The following is a 25,376-nucleotide window of genomic DNA, read 5'->3' as shown; positions in this document are numbered from 1 at the left end:
GCCCCCCGGATCACATGCGGGTTTCGATCGTGGCCTGACGGCGCAGGTCGCGCAGATAACGACGCTGCTGCAGGTCCATGCGCTCCTGGAACAGGGCGGAGCGCACCTGATCGGCCGGGGGCAGGCTGCCCTCGGGCACGACACGGTCGCAGACCATCAGCAGCATGGCGCCGCGATCGGTCATCAATGGCGCCGTCGCCTGGCCCACACCCAGCGAACCGACCAATGCCGCGATCTGCTCGGGAACGTCACCAAGCCGGCTCAAGGGCTGGCTGAAGACCTGGGCGCCCGGCACGGCCTGCGTGGCCTGTTCCAGCGCCTCGCAGCCGCGGGCCTGCTCGCTCACCTGCTTGGCGGCTTCGAACGCGGCGTTCTGCTGGCTTTCATCGGCGAAGGGGACGACGAACTGGCTGATGGCCACCTGGATGTTCTTCGGATCGCCGGCCGCGACGATGCGCTGTTCACGCAGCCACAGGATATGATAGCCGGCGGCCCCGCGGATGGGCCGTGAGAACTGGCCGGGCGTCATCTGCTGCAGCGCGCGGTCCAGGTTCTCTTCCAACTGTCCCTGCTGGATCCAGCCCAGGTCGCCGCCCTGTGCGGCGCCGGCCGACTGGGAGAACTGGGCCGCCACGGCGGAGAAATTGGCGCCACGGCCGATCTGTTCGACCAGCCGCTCGCCAAGGCGCTGAACCTCGGCCTCGTTCGTATTGGTGTCGACGGCCAGGAAGATTTCCGCGACATGGTATTCCGGCTTGCCGGCATTGGCGCGGATACGCTCGATAAAGGCATTGACCTCGCTGTCGGGCACGTTGACCTGCTGGCGCACGACGCGCTGCACCACCTTGCCCCAGGCGATCTGCGCCAGCATCTGCTGTCGCATGGTGGTCCAGGGCACGCCTGCCTGTTCCAGGGCGCTGCGCAACTGCTCCAGATCCATCCGGTTGCGGTTGGCCGCCGCTTCGAGGTCGTCCGTCAACTCATCCTCGGTGACGGTCAGGTTGCGCTCCCGCGCTTCCTGGATCTGCAGCGCCTCGTCCGTCAGCAGGCGCAGAACCTGCGGCAGCAGGCGCTGGCGGGTCTCCGGATTGTCCGGCAATCCGGACGAGACGATGGCGAGCTGCAGGCGCCCCTCGACGTCGGCGACGGTGATCGGCTCCTCATTGACCACGGCGGCGATACGGCTCAACGGGACCTGCGCCCCCTGCGCGGCCTGCGCCCAGGCGGCAGAGGGGCCAGCCAGAACAGCGAAGGTGAGGGCGGTGGCCATCAGCAGGGCCGGACGCGCTATGCTTTTCATGGTCGATCGGATCACTGTCTCGGTCATTGCAGGGGGTCTTATAGAGGCTTGCACGGGCAAAGGCAAAATCTACCGGTGTTTCAACCATCCTCCGTATGCAGCAGTGCCGCCATGGACAGCAGCGCCGTCACGCCCGCCGGCCCCCAGGCGGCCAGCAGCACGGGCACGGCACCCGAAAGTCCCAGCGCCACGATGACATCCTTCAGGATGAACAGCACCAGCGCGCTGATGATGCCGCCGGTGACCAGGGTCAGCGTACCGCCGCCGCGCATCTGCCGCAGCGAAAAGGCGGCGGCCAGCAGCACCATGGCGGCATAGAAGGCGGGTTGCGCCAGCAGCGTGTGCCAATAAAGCCGGTGGCGCACGCTGGACAGGCCCGTCTTCTCCAGCGTGTCGATGAAGCCGGGCAGGGCCCAGAAGGACAAGGTGTCGGGCGGGGCGAAACTGTCCTGGATGCGCTGTTCGGTCAGTTCGGTGGGCAGGCGGTAGCGGGCCAGGAACCTGGCCGGTTCGCCGGGCTTGTTGTACCAGACCTCGGTCAGGTCCCAGTGACCGGGTGTCAGCACGGCCGAGGCCGCATCCATCCGCGCCGACAGCCGGTTGGCCGGCGTGGAGAGCAGAACCGTCACCTGCCGCATCTCAACCGTGCCGGGCACCACCGAATTGGCATGGATGCGATAGGCCCCCTCTTCGGTCAGTTGGGTCAGCCACAGACCCGACCGTCCGACCACGAAGGAGGATGTCTGACCCCGAAGATACCGGTTCTCCATGCGTTCGAACCGGGTCAGCATGGCAGCAAAGATGGGGTTGAGCACCATGATCAGCACCAGGCCGATGATGATGGCCCAGGCCAGCACAGGGAAGGTGAACTGCCAGACGCTGATGCCGCTGGCCCGCGCCACGACGAGTTCCTGCGTCCGCGTCAGCCGCCAGAACGTGTACATGGCACCGAACAGCACGACGAAGGGGAAGACCTCCTGCCCGATCTCCGGCAGTTTCAGCAGCCCCATGGTCACGATCACGTCGAAGCCCGCTTCCGGCCGGTTGGCGGCGCGGCGCAGCAGTTCCACCGTATCCAGAAGATAGACGAGCGCCAGCAGCGACGCCAGGCCGGCCCCGAACCAGAGCAGGAACTGCCGGCCGATATAGCCGGAAAGCGTGGAGGTCAGGCGCAAATTCTCATCCTCCCGGCGAGGGGGCGGGTGTGTGTGCCGTGGCTCTTGGCCTTCCCTGGCCCGGGCGTAGCAGCAGCCAGAGACCGATGGGAAGCGGGGCCAGCACCGCCAGATACAACAGTGCCGTCAGCGCCGGCACCTTGCCGATCAGGTTGACGATTCCCAGCACGGCGGCCTGAAGCACCAGTCCTCCCACGGCGGCGATCGTGATGCGACGGGTCTGGCCGCGGCGAGAGAATTCGCCCGGCAACAGCGCCGCCAGCGCAATCACGGCGAAGGACAGGGCCAGCAAAGGCGAGGCCAGACGGTTGTGCAACTCCGCCCGGATGCGGCCGCTGAACCGCTGGTCGGTCGCATCGTTGCGCGGGGTCCACAGTTCCGCCATGGTCCGCTCGCGCGGCTCCGTCCACCGGGCCGGCAATTCGCGGCGCAGGGTCAGCAGGTCGATGGCATAACGCTCGAACTCCAGCCACTCGGTCTTGCCCGTGGCGGCGGTATATTTGCTCTGCGTGCCGTCATTGACCAGGACCCGGGGCACGCCGTCGCTGTCGGTCAGCGTGCCGCTGGCGGCGACCACCGTCGTGGTCACCCCTTCCTGCCGCTGATCATGGATCAGGATGTCCTGCAAGGTGCCGTCCGGCAGCCGGTCGCGGACATAGATGGTCAGGTCGTCGCCCATCTCGTTGAACGTGCCCTCGCGCAGCAGGGCGACCGACATGTCGGACCGCACCGACTGGCGCAGGGATATAAGCTCGCGCTGGGCCGCCGGGCCCAGATACATGGACAGCAGGTAGCAGAGCAGGGAAACGATGGCCGCCAGCAGCAGCACGGGCCGCGCCAGGGCCACCGGGCCCAGGCCGGCGGCACGCATCACCACCAGCTCGCTCTCCTGCGTCAGCTTGTTATAGGTGAACAGCACGGCGGCCAGCACGCCGAAGGGCAGGACGAGCGACAGGAAGGTGGGCAGCGACAGGACCGCCAGATGCAGGAAGACACCGAAACCCGCCCCGCCATCGACGACCAGTTCGACCAGGCGCAGCGATTGGGTCAGCCAGATGGCGGCCGACAGCGCCACCGTCACCACCAGCGTGGCGACGACCAGATTGCGGAAAAGGTATCGGTTGATCTGGTTCATCTTATCCAAAAAGACCGGTCACAGGGCCGGTCCCAAGCCGGAGCATACCCGATGACGGGTAAAATAGCCCGTAACGGGTGATTGCGTCCTGATCGTGGCGGGCCGACGGTTTTTGGCCCAGCCCAACCTTGACATGGGTCCGAGGCTGTTCTTTATCAACTCCCTGCCATGCACACAACCGCCGGCGCCCACCGGGTGCCGGATGCACAAAAAGAGAGACCCGGAATGAAGATCGCCTTCGCCTCGCCCGGCCTGCCCAAATCGGGCATCCTGGCTGTCACCGTTGCCGCCGACCGCGCCCTGGGTGCCCTGGGCGGGGAGATTGACCAGAAGTCCGGTGGCTTCCTGACCCGCGCCATGGCGCAGGGCCGCTTCAGCGGCAAGGCGGAGGAGGTGCTGAATCTGGTAGCCCCGCCGGGTCTGGATGTGGCGCGCCTGCTGCTGGTGGGAATCGGTGCCGCGGGCGAGTTCGGCGCCAATACCGCCAACGGCGCCGGTGCTGCATCCTATGCCGCCGTGCAGAATGCCGGGGAGGCCGATCTGGCCGTGGTGCTGGACAGCCATGATGGTCTGGCCGGCGATGCCGGCGAGATGGCGGCCGAACTGGCCTTCGGTGCTGTCCTGCGTTCCTACCGCTTCGACAAGTACCGCACGACGCTGACCGACGACAAGAAGCCGTCGGTCAAGAAGCTGACCGTGCAGACCGGCGCGGCCAAGGCCGCCAAGAAGGTGTGGGAAAAGCTGGAGAAGGTGGCCGAGGGTATCTTCGTGACGCGCGACGTCGTGTCCGAGCCGCCCAACACCATCTATCCGGAGACGCTGGCCGACCGCTGCGTGGAATTGTCCAAGCTGGGCCTTGAGGTCGAGGTCCTGGACGAGAAGAAGATGAAAAAGCTGGGCATGGGCGCGCTTCTGGGCGTGGGCCAGGGCTCGGTCAAGCCGCCGCGACTGGTGGTGATGACATGGAATGGCGGGGCCAAGGATGCCGCGCCCGTCGCCTTCGTGGGCAAGGGCATCACCTTCGACACGGGCGGCATCTCCATCAAGCCCGCTGCCAATATGGATGACATGAAGTGGGATATGGGCGGTTCCGGCACCGTCATCGGCCTGATGGCCGTGCTGGCCGGCCGCAAGGCCAAGGTCAACGCCGTGGGCGTCGTGGCCCTGGCCGAGAACATGCCGGATGGCAATGCCCAGCGCCCCGGCGATGTCGTTTCCACCATGTCGGGCCAGACGATCGAGGTGTTGAACACCGACGCCGAGGGCCGGCTGGTGCTGGCCGATGCCCTCTGGTACACGCAAGACCAGTTCAAGCCCCAGTTCATGGTCGATCTGGCCACCCTGACCGGTGCCGTCATCGTCAGCCTGGGCAACGAGCATGCGGGCCTGTTCTCCAACGATGACGCGCTGTCGGCCAAGCTGGTGGAAGCTGGTCTGGCCACGGGTGAGAAGCTGTGGCGTCTGCCCCTGTCGCCCGCCTATGACAAGGATATCGACAGCGATGTGGCCGATATGAAGAATATCGGCCGCCCCATGAATGCCGGTTCCATCATCGGGGCGCAGTTCCTGCAGCGCTTCGTGAACAAGGTCCCCTGGGCGCATCTGGACATTGCCGGCACGGCCTGGTCCCGCGCCGACAAGGGGATGGTGCCGAAGGGGGCCACGGCCTTCGGCGTGCGCCTGCTGGATAAGCTGGTCGCCACCCATTACGAGGGGTAAAATCCCCCGATTAGGGGCGGCCGGGGATGACAAACATCCCCGGCCGCCCTATTTCATGCATGAAGAATGATACGGAGTCGGCCCCCATGCGTCGTTTGTCGATCGCCCTCGTCCTGGCCCTGCTGACAGCCCCGGTGCTGGGTATGGCCGCTTCGCCGGCGGCCCATGCGCAGACGCGGGCGCCCAACAGTTCCATGAGCAATGTTCTGCCCGACGAGCCCGACGGCTGGCAGATGAGCGAGATCAGGCCGGCCAAGGGCGCATTGCCCATGTATTCGGCCGCGACCGCGGAGGCCAGCTACAAGCGTGGACCCGTGGAGGTCGTGGTGGGTGCGGCGCGCAGCCCGACCCTGTTCAAGGCTGTGTCCGGGTCCATCAAGGTGCCGGCCACCCTGCCGCCCAATGGCACGGTGGAGGTGGTGAACGGCTACAGGGCCATCATCACGCGCTTTCCGGAGGCCAAGGTTCCCCTTTACCAGATTCAGATCCCCGTGGGGGCCGATGGCATCATCATGCTGACGACGCGCACCGGCACGGTCGACCATCTGCTGGAACTGGCGCAGGAACTGAATTTCTCTCCCTTCCCGCTGCGCTGATTTGCGGCGCCGGGGGTGAGGATGACTGAACTGCGCTTCTACCACCTGACCCGGCGCACGTTGGAGCAGGTGCTGCCCGGTCTTCTGGAAAAGTCGCTGGAGCGGGGCTGGCGCGTGCTTGTCCGCACGGACAGCGACGAGCGCGCGCAGGCGCTGAGCCAGCATCTCTGGACCTTTCGGCCGGACAGTTTCCTGCCGCATGGCACCCCGGCCGATGGCCATCCCGAACATCAGCCCATATTGGTCCAGGCCGTCGACAGCCGGCCCAACGGGGCGAATGTGCTGTTCCTGACCGATGGCGCGGACAGCATGGCCAAGCAGGAATATGACCTGGTCTGCGACCTGTTCGACGGCAACGATCCCGATGCGGTCGCCGCGGCGCGGGACCGCTGGCGCCAGGCCAAGGCCGATGGGCACGACCTGACATACTGGCAGCAGTCGGAGCGCGGAGGCTGGGAAAAGAAGGCGTGAACGCACGGCGCCACCGCTTGACGATATCGATACCCTCCCCGGCAAATCAGGCTCTTGCGCGTCGTCCCGCCGCACCCCACTCTAAAGCCTGTCCGTTGCCGGAGTGTCCGCCCCTTGCCGTCCGTCCTGTCAGACCGCGTCCGTTCGATTGCCGACTGGCTGCTGCTGGAAGGCAACACGCTTTACGATATCGACCTGCTGTTCACGCAGTTGGTGGACCGGGTGGAGCGGGCCGGCATCCCGATCGGCCGTGTTTCCCTGAACCTGGAATTGCTGCATCCGGAAGTGGTGGGGGAAGGGCGGGTCTGGCTGCATGGCCAGACGACGGGTTTCCACCGGTTGAACCGGGTGGACACCGACATGGGGGAATATCTGCAAAGCCCTGTGCGCCGGGTCGATGACACGGGCCAGCCGTTCCGCGTCGATCTGCTGCGGCAGGATGCGGACATGCCGCTTCTGGCACGGCTGCGGCGTGAAGGTTACCTCGATTATTACATCGTCCCCATCCAGGTGCAGGACCGGCACCGTTCCGCCGCCATGTCGTTCGCGGCGCGCCTGCGGCCGTTCAACGAAGAGGATATCCGCGACCTGGGGCATGTCGTGGCACTCGTCTCCCCCATCCTGGAAGCACGTGTGATCCGCAATCTGGCCCGCGACCTGCTGGCCACCTATCTGGGGCAGGGGGCGGGCGACCGGGTCTATGCCGGTCAGATTTCCCGCGGCGATGCCGACAGCATCTTCGCGGCGATCCTGTTCTGCGACCTGCGCAATTTCACGCGCTTCACGGCCGACAACCTGTCCTCGGCGGTGGTGGAACGGCTGAACCACTGGTTCGACCTGGCCGTAGACGCGGTGGAGGCGCATGGCGGTGAAGTGTTGAAATTCATGGGGGATGGCATGCTGGCCATCTTCCCGGCCGACATGCTGAACCCGCGGGAGGCGTGCGGCCATGCGCTGGCGGCCGCGGCCACCCTGCATCTTGCCGTGTCTGACTGGAACATGCGCTGCCCGCCGGGGCAGCTTCCCATCGATTACGGGTTGTCGCTGCATCTGGGCCATGTGGCCTTCGGCAATATCGGCGGCCGGCGCCGGCTGGACTTCACGGTCGTGGGTCCCGCGGTCAACCTGGCCAGCCGCCTGCTGGACGTGGCCAAGGCCCTGGACAGCCATTTCGTAGTGTCCACGGCGTTCGCGGGCTGTTCGGGCCGGCCCATGCGCTCGCTGGGGGTGCATCCTGTCCGCGGCCTGGATCAGCCGGAAGAGATTTTCGTGCCCTGTTGACTTCCGTCATGCTATCGCTGGCCCGCCTTTCATACCGTTGCGTCCGATCCCGCCCATGACCATCGCCGTCCGTTTCGCGCCCAGCCCTACGGGGCACCTCCATATCGGCAATATCCGCACGGCCATCGTGAACTGGCTGTTCGCGGCCCGGCATGGTGGCAGCTTCATGTTCCGTCTGGATGACACGGACGAGGAGCGGTCCACCCAGGCCTTCGCGGACGCCATCGCGGAGGATCTGGTCTGGCTGGGCCTTACCTGGGACCGCCAGGCCCGGGAGTCCGACCGTTATGCGCGCTATGCGGCGGCGGCGGCGGCGTTGAAGGCGGCCGGCCGGCTCTATCCCTGCTACGAGACGCCGGAGGAACTGGCCCTGAAGCGCAAGGCGCTGCTGGCCCGGCACCGGCCACCCATCTATGACCGGGCCGCATTGGCACTGGGTGATGCGGACCGTGCCCGGCTGGAGGCGGCGGGCCGCCGCCCGCATTGGCGCTTCAAGCTGGCGCACGCCGATATCGCCTGGGACGATCTGGTGCAGGGGCCCAAGCATTTCCGCGGCGCGGACCTGTCCGACCCCGTGCTGATCCGCGAGGATGGGCGGCCGCTCTATACGCTGACCTCGGTTGTCGATGATCTGGATTTCGCCATCACCCATGTCGTGCGGGGGGAGGACCATGTCACCAACACGGCCGTGCAGGTGCAGCTTTTCCAGGCCCTGATGGGGATCGAGGGGCAGGGTGCGGTGCCCGCCTTTGCCCATCTGCCCCTGATCGCCGGATCGGAGGGGGAGGGGCTTTCCAAACGGCTGGGCTCGCTTTCCGTCCGTTCCCTGCGGGAGGAAGAGGGGGTGGAGGCCATGGCGCTCAACGCCTATCTGGCGCGGCTGGGCACGGCCGATCCCATTGCCGCCGCCGCATCCCTGGGGGAACTGGCGGCAGGGTTCGATTTCGGGAAATTCGGGCGCGGCACACCGAAATTCGATGCCGACGAACTGATGCGCCTCAACGCCCAGGTGCTGCACGCCGCCCCCTTCGATGCCGTGGCCGATCGCCTGGCCGCCATGGGAATGGCGGGGGTGGAGGAGGCGTTCTGGCTGGCCGTCCGTCCCAACCTGTCACGCCTGTCCGACGCCCGCGAATGGTGGGCGGTGACGCGCGAACCCGTCACGCCGCTGGTCGATGATGCCGCCTTCCTGGCTGGGGCCGCGGCGTTGTTGCCCGCCACGCCGTGGGACGAGACGACCTGGGGCGTGTGGACCAAGGCCGTCTCGGCGGCCACGGGGGCGAAGGGCAAGGCCCTGTTCCTGCCGCTGCGCCGTGCGCTGACCGCCCGCGACCATGGGCCGGAATTGAAGACCCTGCTGCCCCTGATCGGCCGCGACCGCGTCCTGGCCCGGCTTGCGGGCGAGGTGGCGTGATGCGGGGGCGGCCCCCGCTCCACGGGGATGTCATCCGTGTCTGGCGGGGTCGTCTGGATGGGCGATGTCGCCAGCAAGCCGTCGTTCTTCCCCGCCGCGCCTGATATTATCGTCGTCTGACGCATCAAAGCACCCGGAAAGCCTGCTTCCATGACCCTGTCGTTCTACAATACGCTTCTGCGCGCCAAGGAACCCTTTGCGCCGATCGACCCGGATCATGTGAAGCTCTATGTCTGCGGGCCCACGGTCTATGATTATGCCCATATCGGCAATGCCCGTACCTTCAGCGCCTTCGACCTGCTGGCCCGCCTGCTGAAGCATCTGTATCCGCGCGTCACCTATGCCCGCAACATCACCGATGTGGATGACAAGATCATCGAGCGGTCGCACCAGTCCGGGGAGCCGATCGACAGCGTCACCTCCCGTACCACGGCGCAGTTCCATGCGGACATGGATGATCTGGGCCTGCTGCGCCCCGATATCGAACCGCGGGCCACGCGCCATATCGGCGACATGGTGGCGATGATCGGCACGCTGATCGACAAGGGCTATGCCTATGCCGCACAGGGGCATGTGCTGTTCAATGTGCCGGCCATGGCGGATTACGGCCAGTTGTCCCGCCGCAGCCAGGATGAACTGATTGCCGGCGCGCGGGTGGAGGTTGCCCCCTACAAGCAGTCGCCCGCTGATTTCGTGCTGTGGAAGCCGGCCAAGCCCGGCGAGCCCGGCTGGGATAGCCCCTGGGGCACGGGCCGCCCCGGCTGGCATATCGAATGCTCTGCCATGACGGCGGCGCATCTGGGGCAGGTGTTCGACATCCATGGCGGCGGCCTGGACCTGATCTTCCCGCACCATGAGAACGAGATCGCGCAGAGCCGCTGCGCCCATGGCACGGCCGTGATGGCAAATGTCTGGATGCATTCCGGCTTCCTGACCATCGCCGGCGACAAGATGTCGAAATCGCTGGGGAATTTCTACACGGTGCGCGAGCTGCTGGACGAAGCGCCGGGCGAGGCGCTGCGTCTGGCCATCCTGTCGGCCCATTACCGCCAGCCGCTGGATTTCAGCAAGGACAAGGTGGCGCAGGCCCGTGCCACGCTGGACCGCTGGTATGGCGTGCTGCGCGCGGCCGGGGCCGTGCCGGCGGTGCGGGTGCCGGCCGACCTGCTGGCGGCCCTGACCGACGATTTGAACACGCCACTGGCCATCAGCGTCCTGCATGAACTGGCCAACGCCTATCACAAGGCCGCTGATGATGCCGCCCGCACCGCCGCCGCCGCGTCCCTGAAGGCCGCCGCCGGCCTGATGGGCTTCCTGCAGCAGCAGCCCGAGGCCTGGTTCCGCTGGCAACCCGCCGGTGCCGCCGGGGGGCTGGACGCCGCCGCCATCGAACAGGCCATCGCCGACCGACTGGCCGCTCGCAAGGCCAGGAACTTCACCGAAGCCGACCGCATCCGCAACGACCTGGCCGCCCAGGGGGTGATCCTGGAAGACGGGCCGAAGGGCACGACCTGGAAGCGGGGGTGACGGGCGGGGGCGTTCATTACGCCAGGAAGGTCGCCATATCGTTTCGTACAGGACATGGCGCCCCATTGATGCACAATAGGAATCCAGTTGCCCATAGTGCCCGAAGGGAGCGCTTATCCCAGCTTGCGATGAGTTCTACTCATCGCAAGCTGGTCTAACGGTGCGACCTTCACCCGCAAGAACGCGCCATGCTGGGCGCACAACGAAAAACGGCGCCAGGGGAAAAACGGCGCCAGGGTATACCCTGGCGCCGTCCGCGTTACATTCGTTCCAGATGGAAGAGCAGAGCTGATACGATGGGTCATGCGCCATGACCCATCGTATGTGCCTGGTCTCTCACGCGCCGGGCGCCGCCATCCGGCGGTTTTGGCTCACGCGGGCACGTACCCGCGCGCCGGCCGTCACTGGCCTTCAAGGGTCATGGCGCATGACCCCTGATATTACACTCGTTCCTTCGCCGCCTTCACGATGGCCTCGGCCGTGATGCCGAAATGCTTGTACAGTTCCTGATAGGGCGCGCTTTCGCCGAAGCCAGGCATGCCGATGAATACGCCCTTTTCGCCCAGCCAGCGGTCCCAGCCGAAGCGGACCATGGCTTCCACTCCGATGCGCAAGCCGTCGCCCAGCACGGCCTTCTGATAGGCCTCGGGCTGTTCGGCGAACAGTTCCCAGGACGGCATGGAAACCAGCGCCGTCGGAATGCCGTCGGCTTCCAGCTTCTCCCGCGCCTCGTTGGCGATCTCCACTTCCGAACCGGTGGCCAGCAGCGTCACCTTGCGGGGGCCGGACGCCTCGCGCAGGACATAGGCGCCCCTGGCGGACAGGTTCTCGTCCGTATGGTCGATGCGCAGGGTGGCCAGGTTCTGGCGGGTCAGCGCCAGGACGCTGGGCCGCGTCTTGGCATCCAGTGCGATTTCCCAGGCCTCTGCCGCTTCCACGGCGTCGGCCGGGCGCAGAACCAGCAGGTTGGGGATGCAGCGCAGCGCCGGGACATGTTCCACGGGCTGGTGGGTCGGACCATCCTCGCCCAGGCCGATGCTGTCATGGGTCATGACATGGATGACCCGCTGCTTCATCAGCGCCCCCAGGCGGATGGCCGGGCGGTTATAGTCGGAAAAGGCCAGGAAGGTGCCCGAATAGGGGATGACGCCGCCATGCAGGGCCATGCCGTTCATGATGGCGGCCATGCCATGCTCGCGCACGCCGTAATGGACATAGCGGCCGGCCCAGTCATTCTTCTGCACGGCCTTGGCCACGACCTTGACGCGGGTATTGTTGGACCCGGTCAGGTCGGCGGAGCCGCCCATCATTTCTGGTACCAGCGGGACGATGACATCCAGCGTATTGCCCGACGACTGGCGGGTTGCGATCTTCGGCCTGGTCTCCGATACGGCCTTCTTGTGGGCATGCAGGGCGGCGCGCGCCTCGGCCGAGAGGTCACCGGCGATGGCGGCCTTGAAGGCCAGTCGGTTCTCGGATCGGGCCAGACGCTTCACCCAGGCATCGACCGTGGGATGGCCGCGGTCGCCATAGGCGCGCCAGGCATTCAGGATGGCGTCCGGCACCTCGAAGGCGGGATAGGGCCAGTTGAGCGCCTTGCGCGTGCCCTCGATCTCGGCGGCGCCCAGGGGGCTGCCATGGCTGCCGGCGGTGTTGGCCTTGGTGGGGGCGCCATAGCCGATCGTGGTGCGGCAGGCGATCAGCGACGGCTTGTCGGTTGTCCTTGCGGCCTCGATGGCCTTGGCCACGGCGACGGGGTCATGCCCGTCCACGGCGCTGACATCCCAGTTATAGGCACGGAAGCGGGCCTGCACATCCTCGGTGAAGGACAGGTCGGTCGATCCGTCGATGCTGATCTTGTTGTCGTCCCACAGCACGATCAGCTTGGACAGGCCCAGATGGCCGGCAAGCGAGCAGGCCTCGTGGCTGATGCCTTCCTGCAGGTCGCCGTCGGAGGCGATGACATAGGTATTGTGATCGACCAGATCATCGCCGAAGCGGGCATTCAGGATACGCTCTGCCATGGCGAAGCCGACGGCGGTGGAGATGCCCTGGCCCAGGGGGCCGGTCGTCATCTCGATCCCGCGCGCCATGCCATATTCGGGGTGGCCGGCGGTGCGGGCACCCATCTGGCGGAAGCGCTTGATCTCGTCCAGCGTGATGTCCTCGTATCCGGTCAGGTACATCAGGCTGTACTGCAGCATGGAACCATGGCCGGCCGACAGGATGAACCGGTCGCGGTCGGCCCAGTCGGGACGCTTGGGATCGAACTTCAGGAACTGCGTGAACAGCACGGTCGCGACGTCGGCCATGCCCATCGGCATGCCGGGATGCCCGGACTTGGCGGCTTCCACCGCGTCCATGGACAAGGCACGGATGGCGTTGGCGAGATCGGCGTGGGAGACGCCAGCGGTCAGATCGGACGACATTGCGCGAAGGGCCTTTCATGCGGGGCGCCGGCCTTGGGCTTTGCGGCCGGACATTGCTCGTAGAAGCGCTGCACCTTGGGTCCCATGCGGAAAAGGCCGGTCGCCCCGGTCCGGCGCCGGTCCCCCCCGTGATGGTGGCCGCAAATTGGCCAAATCCGGCGGGGGGGTCAAGCGACAGGCCCGCATGGCGGGCACCCGGCGGCGGCGCATCGGACCCGCACCGATTCCTGGCTGTTTTTGCGGTGCGAATATTGACGGCGGGGGAGGGGGGACCCTACTGTCTGTCGTCTCGTGCCGGCAACGGTGCCGACGGCCCGTTCATCCGCCCACCGAAGAGCCCTTACCTTGGACAGTCTGACCGCCGCCTTGGAGCGTCTGGATACGGCCATCAGCCTGTTGGACCGTGCCTTGACACGCCGGCTGGAGAAGCTGGACGCCTCGGCAGGGGGGCAGGACTGGATGGCGGAAAGGATGCGGCTGGAGGCTGAACTGGCCGCGGCCCGCCATGGCGAACGTCAGGCACAGGAACAGGCCCGTGTCATGAAGGTCCGTCTGGACGCGGCCATTTCGCGCCTTCAGGGCGTTCTTGAGGAAGGTTGATTGATGCGTCGCGTGGATTTCACCCTGAATGGCCGCAGCCATTCGCTGAACTGCGAGGAAGGCCAGGAACAGCGCCTGCTGGAACTGGCCGCCTATGTCGACGCCCGCATGCAGGAACTGACGGGCGGGGCCGCGGGCCACGAGGTGCAGAACCTTATCGCCACCTGCATCGTGCTGGCGGACGAGTTGATGGAGACGCGCGCCCAGGTCAAGGCGCTGCGTGGCGGCCATGTGCCGGCCCCGGCCGCCCCTGCCGCAGCTGATGAGACAAAGATGGCGACGGCTGTCGATACATTGGCAAAGCGCATCGAAGACATTGCAGCGCGGCTTGAACGCGCCTAAATAAGTGTCTGGAAGCTGGCTGCCTGGTGCGTCAGGTCGCTTTATCCCCGGGGCCGATAATCATTCCTCGAGGGGGCTGTCCCTGCCGGTGCCGTGGTGCCGGTATATGGCTCCCACCTGCTTGTGCAGGTCACGAGGGATAGCAACACCAACGGCCAAGGCGGCCATCTTCCGCCCGCTTTTCCCCTGAACCGCAGCAGGGTCGACCCATGTCCGACAGGGATGCCGGTCCCGTGGCGCCCGACGCCATGGCGCAGGCCAAGCAGGCCGCCCGGATCACGGCGCGTGCGGCGCGTGCGCAATGCCACGAACGGATCGGCCCCGCGGCGGCGCCTGCCATCACCACCCATCTGCTGTCCCTGCTGCCCGCCATCGCCCCGCACGGCCATCCGCTGGTCATCGCCGGCTATTGGCCGAAGGGGGACGAGGTGGATGTGGGGCCAGCCCTGTCGGCCCTGGGTGCAGCCGGTCATGCCACGGCCCTGCCCGTTGTCACCGGGCGTGCCTGGCCGTTGATCTTCCGTTTGTGGCGGCCGGGACATCCGCTGGTGCCCGGCGCCTTCCGCGTCATGGAACCCATGTCAGAGGCGCCGGTGGCACAGCCCGACATCGTGCTGGTCCCCATGCTGGCTTTTGACGATCGCGGCTATCGCCTGGGCTATGGCGGCGGTTTCTATGACCGGACGCTGGAAGTGCTGCGGGCCGAGGCGCCGACGGTTGCCGTGGGCATCGCCTATGCCGGACAAAAGCTGGAAAGCCTGCCGGTTGACGCTTACGATCAGCGGCTGGACTGGATCGTGACCGAGGTGGGCGTCAACCGCCCGGCCTGACGGCTTGTCATCCGGATATTCATGGGCCTGGCGGCAACCCGGCCCGCGCTTTGGGGATCACATATGCGTTTGTTGTTTCTGGGTGACATTGTCGGCCGCAGTGGCCGGGAAGGCGTGCTGCGCCATCTGCCGCAACTGAAGGCGAAGCTGAAACCCGATTTCATCACGGTGAACGGGGAGAATGCGGCCGGTGGCTTCGGCATCACCGAAAAGATCGCCCAGGAACTGTTCGCGGCCGGCGTGGATTGCGTGACGCTGGGCAACCACGCCTGGGACCAGAAGGAATTGCTGTCGCAGATCGACCGGATTCCCCAGCTTGTCCGGCCCATCAACTATCCCGACGGCACGCCGGGCCGCGGCCATACCATCCTGCCCGCCAAGAACGGGCGGCACAAGGTGATGGTGATCAATGCCATGGGCCGCGTCTTCATGGACCCGCTGGACGACCCGTTCCCGCCCGTCGAAAAGGTGTTGAACATCCATCGCCTGGGTGGGGCCCGCATGGGGCCGGCGGGCGTGGATGCCATCATCATGGACATGCATGCGGAGGCCAGCAGCGAGAAGATGATCATGGGCCATGTGCTGGATGGTCGTGTCAGCCTGGTTGTGGGCACCCATTGCCATGTGCCCACGGCCGACCTGCAGATCCTGAACGGGGGCACGGCCTATCAGACCGATGCGGGCATGTGCGGCGATTACGATACCGTGATCGGCATGAAGAAGGATGCTGCCATCTACAAGATGCTGCGCAAGGTGCCCGGTGAGCGTTATTCACCGGGGGAGAACGATGCCACGGTCACGGTCTGCGGCCTGTTCGTTGAAACCGATGACCGGACGGGTCTGGCCAGACGAGCCGAACCGGTGCGCATCGGCGGCCGGCTGGGGCAGAGCCTGCCGGAGGCCTGACCCTTCGCGGAGGCGCGCGCCGCCGCACCCGTTGGCGCGGATACGAAGGGGCATTCTCCATGCCTCTCATTAACCGGTATTCGGCAGCAGCAGGGGGCCGCCGGGCAGGCGGCGCCATTCGTCGTCGGGCAACAGGATTTCCAGCTGCCGTGCCGTTGCGGACAGTTGCGCAAGGGGCAGGATGAAGCCGCAATTCCCATCGCCATGGCCCGCATCCGCCACGTCCCGCCGCTGCCCGTCCGCGATCAGGTCGGCCACGGGGTATCCGTCGGCTTCCACCCGGATGCGGGTGCGGTGGGCAGGTTCCGTCGGATCATATGCCCAGCCGCGCACCGTATCCCCGATAATGCCATCGACCCAGCCTTTGATACGCCCGCTGGGCTGATAGGGCTGCCAGGTGCCGTTGCGCTCGAAAAGTAAGGCGCTGTCGGGGCCGTCGCGGAACGCACGGTGCCGGCGCGCCGCCTCCGCCGGGGTCAGGTCCTGGCCGATCCGCGTCAGATCCATCACCCGGGCCCGCCGGCTGGCCGGTCCTCGCCAATGTTCCCCCGACGGCCTGTCCGGCCAGGGGGCGAGCCCGCGCAGGCAGGGGGACAGCCGGTGCAGCAGTCGCAGCAGTGCGGGCCAGGTCAACTCGTCCAATCCGCGATGGCCGATGCCGGGCGGAATGTCGAAACGGTCCACCGCCAGGATGGGGCCGGAATCGACGGCCGGCTCCATCAGATGGGCGGTCACGCCGAAGCGGGTCGCCCCCTCATAGAGGGCGAGGTGGTTGACGGCTGATCCGGGATAGTCGGGCGGGGCCGGATGCAGATTGATGGCCCCGGCCCCGCAACGGCCCAGCGTCGATAAGGACAGGACATGCCCGAAACCAATGCAGACCAGGCGCACGGAGACGGTCTTGTCCGCGGTCAGCAGATGGTCGACCCCGCTGGGGCTGGTGGCGATCTCCGCCGCCGGTAAGAGCGGGGCCAGAACCGGCGCCAGGACAGCCGAGGTGGCCAGAACCAGCCGGTCGGGCCGGATCGACAGAATATCGGCCGCCGCAAGGGGAGGGGCCACGGGGTCAGGCTCCTCCCCGCTCCTGCGCATAGCGCACAGCTTCCTCTGCCGCCTTGAACAGGGCCATCGCCTTGTTCACGGTCTCCTGATACTCGGCTTCCGGCTCGCTGTCGGCCACGACCCCCCCGCCGGACTGCACATGCATCACCCCATCCTTCAGCACGGCCGTGCGCAGGGCGATGCAGGTATCCATGGTGCCGTTGGCCGCGAAATAGCCGATGCAGCCGCCATAGATGCCGCGTCGGGTCTTCTCCAACTCGTCGATGATCTCCATGGCCCGCACCTTGGGCGCACCCGATACGGTGCCGGCGGGAAAACCGGCAACCAGGGCCTCGATCGGTGTGAACTTCGGGTCCAGCTTTCCTTCCACGTTCGAAACGATGTGCATGACGTGGGAGTAATACTCGATAGTGAACTTTTCCGTTACCGTAACGGTTCCCGTCTGCGACACCCGGCCCACATCGTTGCGCCCCAGGTCCAGCAGCATCAGATGCTCGGCCAGTTCCTTGGGATCGGACAGAAGGTCGGCGGCCAGTTCCTGATCCTCCGCCGCGGTCTTGCCCCGCTTGCGGGTGCCGGCGATGGGGCGGATGGTCACGGTATCGTCGCGCAGCCGCACCAGGATTTCCGGGCTGGAGCCCACGACGGCCAGATCGCCGAAATCCAGGAAGAACAGGAAAGGCGAGGGATTCAGCCGGCGCAACGCCCGGTAAAGGGCGAACGGCGGCAGTTTGAAGGGCACGGAGAAACGCTGGCTGGGCACCACCTGGAAGATGTCGCCGGCCCGGACATACTCCTTCGCCTTCTCCACCACCCCATGATATTCCTGCCGGGCCATGTTGGATGCGGGCGGGGGCAGGGCGGCGATATCCAATGTCGTCTCATGTACCGCCGGTACGGGGCCTTCCAGGTCGGCCACTGATTCCGCCAACCGGGCCTTCGCTGCCGCCAGGGCCGCCTCCGCCGATACGCCTTCCTGCGGGCGCACGGGGGTCACCACGGTCACGACATTGTCGATCCCGTCGAAAATGGCCATCACGGTCGGACGGACCATGATGCTGTCATCAAGGCCCAGATCGTTGTTGTTGCTGTCCGGCAGCTTCTCCATCAGCCGGACCATGTCATAGCCCAGATAGCCGAACAGCCCCGCCGACATGGGCGGCAGTTCGGCCGGCAGGTCGATGCGCGACTCCTCCAGCAACGCTGCCAGCACCTTCAGCGGATTGCCTTCGCACGGGGTGAAGCGGGCCGGATCGACGGCAGCCTGGCGGTTGATCTCCGACCCGGTGCCGCGGCAGCGCCAGATCAGGTCCGGCTTCAGCCCGATCATGGAATAGCGGCCGCGTATCGACCCGCCCGTCACCGATTCCAGCAGGAAGGCGTTGGGACGGTCACGCACCAGCTTCATCATGGCGGAAACGGGTGTGTCCAGGTCACTGACCAGCCGGGTCCACAGCACCTGCGCCGCCCCCGACTGATAGGTGCGGGCAAAGGCGCTTTCATCCGGAAAGGTGCGCACGGCCGTTACTCCTGGCTGCTGCCGTAAAGCTGGTTGATCAGCGTCTGGTTGATCGTGACGCCATAGCGGGTACGCAATGCCGACAGGTACTGCAGGGCCAGCTCCTCCTGCATCGACTGCTGGGTGATGTTGGAAAGCTGCGCGATCTGTGCCGCGGCCTGCACCGTGGCGGGGTCGGCCGGCGTGATGCCGGTCAGCTTGGCAACGACCTGGGCTGCGGGACGCTCGGCCGTGGTGACCGTGCCGATCGGGGCCTTGAACAGGGTCTCCAAGGCGGCCGCCGGAACGATGGCGCTGGCCGCACCTGCCCGCATCAGCGGGTCGACATTCTGGACGATCGCCCCCGTGATCCCGGCGGCGGCATCCTTCGCGGATGCGCCGGCCCTGATCTTTTCCGCCACCTCCTCGGCCTTCTGGCGTGCGGCGGCCTGCTTCTGCTCGGCCTGCCAGTCACCCAGCACCACGGACTTCACCTCTTCCAGCGGTCGCAGCGCCGCCGGCGTCACGGACTGCACATGGACGGCGAAGAAGGCCTCGGTGCCCGCCTCTTCAACGCTGCCGGTCTGACCGGCGGACAGGGAGAAGGCGGATGCCAGGATCTTCTCCCGTTCAGGCAGGGCAGCCCCCTGCTCGGTGCCGTCCGCGTCGGTGCCGCGGCTGTCGATCCCGCCCAGCGTCACCAGACGGGCGCCGACGGCCTGCGCGGCCTCTTCCAGCGGGGTGCCGCCGGCCAACTGGTCCTCCAGCCTGGTCGATACCTCGAACAGCTTGTCGATGGCGCGATCCTGGCGCACATGGGCGGCGATTTCGTCCTTCACGCTATCCAGGCTGCGTTCGCCGCCCGCCTGGATATTGGTGACGACCAGCACATGAAAGCCGAAGTCACTCTGCACGGGGCCGGCCGGCTTGTTGGGTTCCGCCGTGAAGGCCGTATCGGCCAGTTCGGCCGGCAGGTCGGTCTTCAGCATGTCGGGCAGGGCGACGGCTTCCGTACCGGCATCCCTGGCGACATCCGCGATCGGGCGGCCGGCGGCGATGTCCGCCAGAGCCTTGTCGGCGGCGGCCTTGTCGGTGAACACGGCCTGGGTCAGGCTGCGCCGCTCGGGCGTCACATATTCGCCGGCATGGGCGTCGTAATATTCGGCCAGATCCTCGTCGCTGACCTCCACCTCGCCGGCCAGCGCCGCGGCTTCCAGCAGGGCCACCTGCACCGTGCGGTATTCGGGGGCGGTGTAGCGGACCGCCTTGTCCTTGTGGAACGCCTCCAGCGTGGCCTGGTCGGGGGCCGGGGCGTCGGGCATGGCGGTGTTCGATATGGTCACCGCTTCGAAGGTACGGGCCTCGAAACGGTAACGGAACAGCGCTTCCGCCAGGGAGCGCGGCGCCGTGGCGCCGCCGGTGATGGCGCCGATCAGGTCACTGCGCGCCAGATCGCCCCGGACATCCTCCACGAACCCCTGCTCGGTCATGCCGTTCTGCAACAGCAGGGCGCGCATCAGGCCGACATCGAAGTTTCCAAAGGCGTCCTTGAAGGCCGGAACCTTCAATACCTCTTCCATCACCGTACCGTCGGCGATGCGCAAACCCAGGTCATCCGCGGCCTGTGCCAGCAATTCGCGCTGGATGAGCTGTTCCAGCGCGCGTTCGCGCAGGCCGAACTGCCGGGCCTGTTCCTCCGTGAACTCCGGCCCCAGCATCTGGCGCATGCGGCTGAGTTCGGCGCGGTAGGCGCTGTCCAGTTCCTGCGGGGTGATGTTGCGTTCCCCGACCTGGGCGACGCCGGACCGCACGCCCTGCGTGATATCGCCGATGCCCCAGACGGCGAAGCTGATGATCAGGAGGACGAACAGGATCTTGACGACCCAGGAGCCGACGGTGCTGCGGATGATCTGGAGCATGGGGGACGCTTGTGTTCCATCGTATAATCGGCCGCGCACGGGCGCGCGGGCCGTCCGGAGATGCCCGGAAAGCGCGGCATCATAGGGAACCGATCCGACCGGGGCAAGCCCGGGTGGCCGAACAGGCCCATGTCGCGGCCATGCGCGCCCGCGCGCCGCTTGGCGTTTGGAACAGCGGTGGCATCCCCGCATAATGCGCCGGCAACGATCAGGGCCGGCTGACCGGGGGCAACCCGGCCGGGAACGGCGCCTTTCGACAAGAATGTGACAAGAAGATGATGAGGAACGAAATGACCGCACGCCGCTATCTGATCGCCGGTAACTGGAAGATGCATTGCCGGCGCGCCGACGGCACCGCCCTGGCCATCGACCTGGCGACCCGGGTGGGCGCAAAGGCCGACCCGCGATTCGATCTGGTGTTGTGCCCCCCGGCCACGATCGTGGCTGCGGTGGCCCATGGCGTGGCCGGGTCGGCTGTCGCGGTCGGCGGTCAGGATTGCCATGCCGAAATCCAGGGTGCCCATACAGGCGATGTGGCGGCGGAGATGCTGGCCGATGTCGGGGCAAGCCATGTCATCGTCGGCCATTCGGAACGCCGGACCAATCACGGGGAAACCAGCGCCCAGGTGCAGGCCAAGGCTGCCGCCGCCCTGCGGGCCGGGTTGACGGCCATTGTCTGCGTGGGCGAGACGGAGGGCGAGCGTGACGCCGGCCGGGCGGAGACTGTAGTGGCGGAGCAGCTTGCCACCTCGATTCCCGCCGGTGCGACCGCCGGCAATTGTGTCGTGGCCTATGAACCCGTATGGGCCATCGGCACGGGACGCACCCCGACGCTGGCCGACATTGCTGCCATGCATGCCATGATCCGCGGCCGTCTTTCGGGCTTGGTGGAACAGCCCGACGCCGTGCGCATCCTCTATGGCGGTTCGGTGAAGCCGGGCAATGCCGCCGAAATACTGGCCGTGGCGGACGTGGATGGCGCGCTGGTCGGTGGTGCCAGCCTCAAGGCTGATGATTTTTGGGGCATCGCGCAGGCCTGCCCCTGACACTTCGCTCTGGCGAACTGGGGCGGGACCGGTTAAGAAGCGCGACAGATTGATGACGCGGGCGCCGCCGCCTTCCCTGCATAAGGGGAAGCGGGCGGCCTTGCGTTTGGGCGCTTGATGCGCCATCTGCTTGTTGGTTTTCGGCGGTGCGGGTTCCCGTTGCCGTTTTCGACGCGGTTTGCAGGGATTGTTGGGATGCAAGAGATAGTCCTGGTCGTGCATCTGCTGATCACGCTTGCGCTGATCGGTGTGGTGCTGGTGCAGAAGTCCGAGGGCGGTGGCCTGGGCATCGGCGGCGGCACGATGGGCGGCTTCATGTCCGCCCGTGGCAGTGCCAATCTTCTGACCCGCACGACGGCCATCCTGGCCGCCCTGTTCTTCTGCACCAGCCTGATCCTGGCCATCCTGGCCGGCGGTGGTGGCGGCGGCAAGAGCCTGTTCGACAACCTGCCGGCCCCCGGCAGCGAGGCCCCCGCGACCCCTGCCGCCCCGGCCGAACCGACGGTCCCCGTCGGCGAGTAATGCCTTGGCGTCAGGCCCGGTTGATATGGCGAGAGGCGGCAGACATGCCGCCTCTTTCCGTTCGGGCATGAATATGGTGGAATGGGCATCCGTGCCCCGATGTGAAATCCGATAGCAGGATTGGGCCGGAAGGGCCCAACCCGTTGGCATGTTTGGCGAAGGTTAGGGTTCCATGACGCGCTTCATCTTCATCACCGGTGGTGTGGTTTCGTCCCTGGGCAAGGGGTTGGCTTCCGCTGCCCTGGGCGCGCTGCTGCAGGCGCGTGGCTACAAGGTCCGCCTGCGCAAGCTGGACCCCTACCTGAATGTCGATCCCGGCACGATGAGCCCCTATCAGCACGGGGAAGTGTTCGTCACCGATGACGGAGCGGAAACCGACCTGGATCTCGGCCATTACGAGCGTTTCACCGGCGTCCACGCCACCAAGTCGGACAACATCACTACCGGCCGCATCTATTCCAATGTCCTGGCCAAGGAACGCCGCGGCGACTATCTGGGCGCCACGGTACAGGTCATTCCGCACATCACCGACGCCATCAAGGAGTTCATCGCGGCCGACCTGGACGGCGAGGATTTCGTGCTGTGCGAGGTCGGCGGCACGGTCGGCGACATCGAATCGCTCCCCTTCCTGGAGGCCATCCGCCAGTTTGGCAACGAGCGTGGCACGAACAATGTCCTGTTCTGCCATGTCACCCTGGTGCCCTACATCCCGGCGGCCGGCGAGTTGAAGACCAAGCCGACCCAGCATTCGGTCAAGGAACTGCTGTCCGTCGGCATCCAGCCGCAGATGCTGCTGTGCCGCGCCGACCGCGACATTCCCGACAATGAGCGGCGCAAGATCGCCCTGTTCTGCAACATCCAGAAGGAGCGTGTGATCGCCGCCCTGGATGTGGACACGATCTATCAGGTGCCGATCTCCTACCATGAGCAGGGGTTCGACACCGAGGTGCTGAAATATTTCGGGCTGCCGACCGAGAAGGCGCCCGACCTGTCCCGCTGGGAAGAGATCGTGCGCCGCGTGCGCAACCCCGAAGGGGCGGTCACCATCGCCGTAGTCGGCAAATATACGAGCCTGCTGGACGCCTACAAGTCGTTGGGCGAGGCCTTGACCCATGGCGGCATCGCCAACAACGTGAAGGTCAGGCTGGACTGGATCGATGCGGAGATTTTCGAGACCGGCGAAGCCCTGGAGCGTCTGGAAGGGGTTCACGGTATCCTGGTGCCGGGCGGTTTCGGCGAACGCGGAACGGAGGGGAAGATCCGCGCCGTGCAGTTCGCGCGGGAGCACAAGATCCCCTATTTCGGCATCTGCTTCGGCATGCAGATGGCCGTGATCGAAAGCGCCCGGCATCTGGCCGGGCTGGACCATGCCGGTTCGACGGAGTTCGGCAAGCCTGATCCGGCCGTTGTCGGCCTGATGACGGAATGGTTGCAGGGCAACGAATTGGTCCAGCGCCAGGAGGGCGGCGATCTGGGCGGCACGATGCGTCTGGGCTCGTACAATTGCCACCTGGTGGCGGGCTCGCGCGTTGCCGACATCTATGGCGATGAGCAGATCGTCGAGCGTCACCGCCACCGTTACGAGGTGAACATCAATTTCAAGGACAAGCTCGAGCAGGTCGGCCTGAAATTCTCCGGCCTGTCGCCCGACGGTATCCTGCCCGAGATCGTGGAACTGCCCGAGCATCCCTGGTTCGTGGGTGTGCAGTTCCATCCGGAACTGAAGTCCAAGCCCTTCGACCCGCATCCGCTGTTCACCAGCTTCATCGGTGCTGCCATCGCGCAGAGCCGGCTGGTTTGAAGTCTGATACCAACTTGCGATGAGTGAACTCATCGCAAGTTGGCTCGGGGGACAGCAATCCGCTGTTCCATCGATAACACCAGCCTTGTCCGGGAAATGATCGATTTCGTGAAGGTGGAGATTCTCCCCCTTGTAACGCTTGTTCTGGGTTTCTATTTCGGTCGTTTAGAGAGCAACAGGAAAGATCAGGAAAAGTGACCCGCACCGTTACCGTCGGCTCCCTGGCGATCGCCAATGACAAGCCCTTCGTCCTGATTGCGGGCCCGTGCCAGTTGGAAAGCCGCGACCATGCTTTCACCATGGCGGGGGCGCTGTCGGAACTGACGCGCAGGCTGGGTATTGGCCTGATCTATAAGACCAGCTTCGACAAGGCCAACCGCACTTCGGTGTCGGCGCAGCGCGGCCTGGGCATGGACAAGTCTTTGCCGATCCTGGCCGATATCCGGGAGACTTTCGGCTGTCCTGTGCTGACCGACATCCATGCGGCCGAACAGTGCGGGCCCGTGGCAGAGGTGGTGGACGTGCTGCAGATCCCCGCTTTCCTGTGCCGCCAGACCGACCTGCTGCTGGCTGCGGGAGAGACGGGCAAGGCCATCAATGTCAAGAAGGGCCAGTTCCTGGCGCCCTGGGACATGAAGAACGTGGCGGCCAAGATCGCATCGACCGGCAACCACAACATCCTGTTGTGCGAGCGGGGCGCCAGCTTCGGCTATAATACCCTGGTCAGCGACATGCGGTCCCTGCCGATCATGGCGCAGACGGGATATCCCGTGGTCTATGACGCCACCCATTCGGTGCAGCAGCCGGGCGGGCAGGGGACGAGCAGCGGCGGACAGCGGGAGTTCGTGCCCGTACTGGCGCGCGCGGCTGTTGCCATCGGTGTCGCCGCCGTCTTCATGGAGACACACGAGAATCCGGACTGCGCACCCAGCGACGGGCCCAACATGGTGCCGCTGGATCAAATGGAAGGTGTTCTGACCACGATGCTGGCGCTGGACCGCATCGCCAAAGCCGATCCCGTTCGCGTCTAGCTGCATCGGCCGGCCCTCGCCGGCGGCCCCGGTTTGACAAGGCTTCCTGCTTCCCGCACCATCGGATTATAACCAACGGGGTAATCCCCGAAAAAGTGAAGGAAGCATCCATGTCCATTCCGGTGCCCGGCGCCCGTGTGCCGCGGCGGGGCGGGCCAATCTCCCGCGCCGTGGGACGGGTGGGGCTGCGGCTGATGGGCTGGCGGATCGAGGGGGAATATCCCGATCTGCCGCGTTTCGTGACCATCGGTGCCCCGCACAGTTCCAATTATGATTTCATCATCGCCATGGCGGCCGTCCTGGCGTTGGATGTGCGTATCCGCATCCTGGGCAAGCACACGCTGTTCAAGGGACCCCTGGGTCCCATCATGCGCTGGTGCGATGTGCTGCCGGTGGACAGGCGGTCCCCGAACGGTGTGGTGGGCGACTGCGTGGCGGCCATCCGCGACAATGCGCAGACCGTCATCGGCATCGCGCCGGAGGGTACACGCAACCCGGCGCCGGATGCCGGCTGGAAGACAGGCTTTTGGCATATTGCGCGACAGGCCGGCGTCCCGATCATACCTGTCGCGCTGGATTATGCGTCGCGCACGATCCGGATCGGCGCGCCATGGTGGCCCAGCGATGACATGGCGGCCGATTTCGCCTTGCTTTCCGCCTTCTATGCAGGTGTGCAGGGGGCAAAGCGCCGTCTGCCTGATGCCATCGTCCCGCGCCAGCCGGGCAATGCCGGCCCGTCCGGCACGGCGGGGTAGCGGAACTGTCCCTTGTC

General features: G+C 66.1%; 22 protein-coding genes and 1 other RNA gene. 16 read left to right on the top strand and 7 right to left on the bottom strand.

Going from position 1 to position 25,376, the window contains the following annotated elements; translation table 11 throughout:
• Positions 1–10: 10 nt before the first annotated feature.
• Genes ABC728_RS23955 through lptF form a run of 3 tightly spaced genes read right to left on the bottom strand, consistent with a single transcriptional unit; the run spans position 11 to position 3,610 of the window.
• Complete coding sequence (locus ABC728_RS23955) at positions 11–1,327, bottom strand: peptidylprolyl isomerase (RefSeq protein ID WP_416619991.1); 1,317 nt, start codon at positions 1,325–1,327, stop codon at positions 11–13.
• A gap of 53 nt (positions 1,328–1,380) precedes the next feature.
• Positions 1,381–2,475, bottom strand: a complete 1,095-nt coding sequence (gene lptG, locus ABC728_RS23950) for an LPS export ABC transporter permease LptG (protein ID WP_416619990.1) — start codon at positions 2,473–2,475, stop codon at positions 1,381–1,383.
• Positions 2,476–2,479: 4 nt separating this feature from the next.
• Positions 2,480–3,610, bottom strand: coding sequence for an LPS export ABC transporter permease LptF (gene lptF / locus ABC728_RS23945; RefSeq protein ID WP_416619989.1), 1,131 nt, complete (start codon positions 3,608–3,610; stop codon positions 2,480–2,482).
• Positions 3,611–3,835: 225 nt separating this feature from the next.
• Here lptF and ABC728_RS23940 point away from each other — a divergent pair, with 225 nt between their 5' ends.
• From ABC728_RS23940 to cysS, 6 genes are all read left to right on the top strand, one after another.
• Complete coding sequence (locus tag ABC728_RS23940) at positions 3,836–5,329, top strand: leucyl aminopeptidase (RefSeq protein ID WP_416619988.1); 1,494 nt, start codon at positions 3,836–3,838, stop codon at positions 5,327–5,329.
• Positions 5,330–5,415: 86 nt separating this feature from the next.
• The gene (locus ABC728_RS23935; protein WP_416619987.1) at positions 5,416–5,925 is read left to right on the top strand and encodes a hypothetical protein; all 510 of its coding nucleotides are present in this window, start codon (positions 5,416–5,418) and stop codon (positions 5,923–5,925) included.
• Between the two features lie 21 nt (positions 5,926–5,946).
• Entirely contained in the window at positions 5,947–6,396 is a 450-nt protein-coding gene (locus ABC728_RS23930) for a DNA polymerase III subunit chi (protein ID WP_416619986.1), read from the top strand.
• A gap of 114 nt (positions 6,397–6,510) precedes the next feature.
• The gene (locus ABC728_RS23925; protein WP_416619985.1) at positions 6,511–7,677 is read left to right on the top strand and encodes an adenylate/guanylate cyclase domain-containing protein; all 1,167 of its coding nucleotides are present in this window, start codon (positions 6,511–6,513) and stop codon (positions 7,675–7,677) included.
• Between the two features lie 55 nt (positions 7,678–7,732).
• Positions 7,733–9,091 (top strand): glutamate--tRNA ligase, encoded by a 1,359-nt coding sequence (locus ABC728_RS23920; protein WP_416619984.1) that lies wholly within the window; start codon positions 7,733–7,735, stop codon positions 9,089–9,091.
• Between the two features lie 150 nt (positions 9,092–9,241).
• Entirely contained in the window at positions 9,242–10,618 is a 1,377-nt protein-coding gene (gene cysS / locus ABC728_RS23915; RefSeq protein WP_416619983.1) for a cysteine--tRNA ligase, read from the top strand.
• Positions 10,619–11,058: 440 nt separating this feature from the next.
• Here cysS and tkt read toward each other — a convergent pair whose 3' ends face one another.
• Positions 11,059–13,047 carry a transketolase gene (tkt, locus tag ABC728_RS23910; protein ID WP_416619982.1) on the bottom strand — a complete coding sequence of 663 codons (1,989 nt, stop codon included), beginning with the start codon at positions 13,045–13,047 and terminating at the stop codon, positions 11,059–11,061.
• Positions 13,048–13,392: 345 nt separating this feature from the next.
• Here tkt and ABC728_RS23905 point away from each other — a divergent pair, with 345 nt between their 5' ends.
• The 5 genes from ABC728_RS23905 to ABC728_RS23885 all read left to right on the top strand — a co-directional run bounded on the left by ABC728_RS23905 (position 13,393) and on the right by ABC728_RS23885 (position 15,725).
• Entirely contained in the window at positions 13,393–13,647 is a 255-nt protein-coding gene (locus ABC728_RS23905; protein ID WP_416619981.1) for a DUF4164 family protein, read from the top strand.
• Positions 13,648–13,650: 3 nt separating this feature from the next.
• Positions 13,651–13,989, top strand: a complete 339-nt coding sequence (locus tag ABC728_RS23900) for a cell division protein ZapA (protein WP_416619980.1) — start codon at positions 13,651–13,653, stop codon at positions 13,987–13,989.
• A gap of 13 nt (positions 13,990–14,002) precedes the next feature.
• A non-coding RNA gene (gene ssrS / locus ABC728_RS23895) (6S RNA) lies at positions 14,003–14,160 on the top strand.
• Positions 14,161–14,198: 38 nt separating this feature from the next.
• Positions 14,199–14,819 (top strand): 5-formyltetrahydrofolate cyclo-ligase, encoded by a 621-nt coding sequence (locus ABC728_RS23890; protein ID WP_416619979.1) that lies wholly within the window; start codon positions 14,199–14,201, stop codon positions 14,817–14,819.
• A 63-nt stretch (positions 14,820–14,882) separates the two neighbouring features.
• A complete protein-coding gene (locus tag ABC728_RS23885; protein WP_416619978.1) occupies positions 14,883–15,725 on the top strand; it encodes a TIGR00282 family metallophosphoesterase in 843 nt (280 codons plus the stop codon).
• A gap of 69 nt (positions 15,726–15,794) precedes the next feature.
• Here the strand turns inward: ABC728_RS23885 and ABC728_RS23880 are convergent, their stop codons facing one another.
• From ABC728_RS23880 to ABC728_RS23870, 3 genes are read right to left on the bottom strand one after another with little or no spacing between them, the layout of a single operon-like run.
• The gene (locus ABC728_RS23880) at positions 15,795–16,787 is read right to left on the bottom strand and encodes a formyltransferase family protein (protein ID WP_416619977.1); all 993 of its coding nucleotides are present in this window, start codon (positions 16,785–16,787) and stop codon (positions 15,795–15,797) included.
• A gap of 4 nt (positions 16,788–16,791) precedes the next feature.
• Positions 16,792–18,306, bottom strand: coding sequence for an anthranilate synthase component I (trpE, locus tag ABC728_RS23875; RefSeq protein WP_416619976.1), 1,515 nt, complete (start codon positions 18,304–18,306; stop codon positions 16,792–16,794).
• 5 nt (positions 18,307–18,311) lie between these two features.
• Positions 18,312–20,204 carry a peptidylprolyl isomerase gene (locus ABC728_RS23870; RefSeq protein ID WP_416619975.1) on the bottom strand — a complete coding sequence of 631 codons (1,893 nt, stop codon included), beginning with the start codon at positions 20,202–20,204 and terminating at the stop codon, positions 18,312–18,314.
• Between the two features lie 290 nt (positions 20,205–20,494).
• On the opposite strand from ABC728_RS23870, the gene tpiA reads away from it, so the two are divergent.
• The 5 genes from tpiA (at position 20,495) to ABC728_RS23845 (ending at position 25,359) form a co-directional block, all read left to right on the top strand.
• Positions 20,495–21,250, top strand: a complete 756-nt coding sequence (gene tpiA, locus ABC728_RS23865; RefSeq protein ID WP_416619974.1) for a triose-phosphate isomerase — start codon at positions 20,495–20,497, stop codon at positions 21,248–21,250.
• A 195-nt stretch (positions 21,251–21,445) separates the two neighbouring features.
• Positions 21,446–21,772 (top strand): preprotein translocase subunit SecG, encoded by a 327-nt coding sequence (gene secG, locus ABC728_RS23860; protein ID WP_416619973.1) that lies wholly within the window; start codon positions 21,446–21,448, stop codon positions 21,770–21,772.
• A gap of 172 nt (positions 21,773–21,944) precedes the next feature.
• The gene (locus ABC728_RS23855) at positions 21,945–23,573 is read left to right on the top strand and encodes a CTP synthase (RefSeq protein ID WP_416619972.1); all 1,629 of its coding nucleotides are present in this window, start codon (positions 21,945–21,947) and stop codon (positions 23,571–23,573) included.
• A 194-nt stretch (positions 23,574–23,767) separates the two neighbouring features.
• Complete coding sequence (gene kdsA / locus ABC728_RS23850) at positions 23,768–24,604, top strand: 3-deoxy-8-phosphooctulonate synthase (RefSeq protein ID WP_416619971.1); 837 nt, start codon at positions 23,768–23,770, stop codon at positions 24,602–24,604.
• A gap of 110 nt (positions 24,605–24,714) precedes the next feature.
• Entirely contained in the window at positions 24,715–25,359 is a 645-nt protein-coding gene (locus tag ABC728_RS23845; protein WP_416619970.1) for a lysophospholipid acyltransferase family protein, read from the top strand.
• The last annotated feature ends 17 nt before the right edge of the window (positions 25,360–25,376 follow it).

Source organism: Niveispirillum fermenti, from assembly GCF_052474395.1.
The sequence above is the reverse complement of the archived record's forward strand: the minus strand, read 5'-3'. Positions and strand labels throughout refer to the sequence as shown.

Bases quoted from the DNA above. Each gene is read 5' to 3' on its own strand.
- ABC728_RS23955 (WP_416619991.1), bottom strand. From the start codon at position 1,327: ATGACCGAGACAGTGATCCGATCGACCATGAAAAGCATAGCGCGTCCG.
- lptF (WP_416619989.1), bottom strand. From the start codon at position 3,610: ATGAACCAGATCAACCGATACCTTTTCCGCAATCTGGTCGTCGCCACG.
- ABC728_RS23940 (WP_416619988.1), top strand. From the start codon at position 3,836: ATGAAGATCGCCTTCGCCTCGCCCGGCCTGCCCAAATCGGGCATCCTG.
- ABC728_RS23935 (WP_416619987.1), top strand. From the start codon at position 5,416: ATGCGTCGTTTGTCGATCGCCCTCGTCCTGGCCCTGCTGACAGCCCCG.
- ABC728_RS23930 (WP_416619986.1), top strand. From the start codon at position 5,947: ATGACTGAACTGCGCTTCTACCACCTGACCCGGCGCACGTTGGAGCAG.
- ABC728_RS23920 (WP_416619984.1), top strand. From the start codon at position 7,733: ATGACCATCGCCGTCCGTTTCGCGCCCAGCCCTACGGGGCACCTCCAT.
- cysS (WP_416619983.1), top strand. From the start codon at position 9,242: ATGACCCTGTCGTTCTACAATACGCTTCTGCGCGCCAAGGAACCCTTT.
- tkt (WP_416619982.1), bottom strand. From the start codon at position 13,047: ATGTCGTCCGATCTGACCGCTGGCGTCTCCCACGCCGATCTCGCCAAC.
- ABC728_RS23900 (WP_416619980.1), top strand. From the start codon at position 13,651: ATGCGTCGCGTGGATTTCACCCTGAATGGCCGCAGCCATTCGCTGAAC.
- ABC728_RS23890 (WP_416619979.1), top strand. From the start codon at position 14,199: ATGTCCGACAGGGATGCCGGTCCCGTGGCGCCCGACGCCATGGCGCAG.
- ABC728_RS23885 (WP_416619978.1), top strand. From the start codon at position 14,883: ATGCGTTTGTTGTTTCTGGGTGACATTGTCGGCCGCAGTGGCCGGGAA.
- ABC728_RS23870 (WP_416619975.1), bottom strand. From the start codon at position 20,204: ATGCTCCAGATCATCCGCAGCACCGTCGGCTCCTGGGTCGTCAAGATC.
- tpiA (WP_416619974.1), top strand. From the start codon at position 20,495: ATGACCGCACGCCGCTATCTGATCGCCGGTAACTGGAAGATGCATTGC.
- secG (WP_416619973.1), top strand. From the start codon at position 21,446: ATGCAAGAGATAGTCCTGGTCGTGCATCTGCTGATCACGCTTGCGCTG.
- ABC728_RS23855 (WP_416619972.1), top strand. From the start codon at position 21,945: ATGACGCGCTTCATCTTCATCACCGGTGGTGTGGTTTCGTCCCTGGGC.
- ABC728_RS23845 (WP_416619970.1), top strand. From the start codon at position 24,715: ATGTCCATTCCGGTGCCCGGCGCCCGTGTGCCGCGGCGGGGCGGGCCA.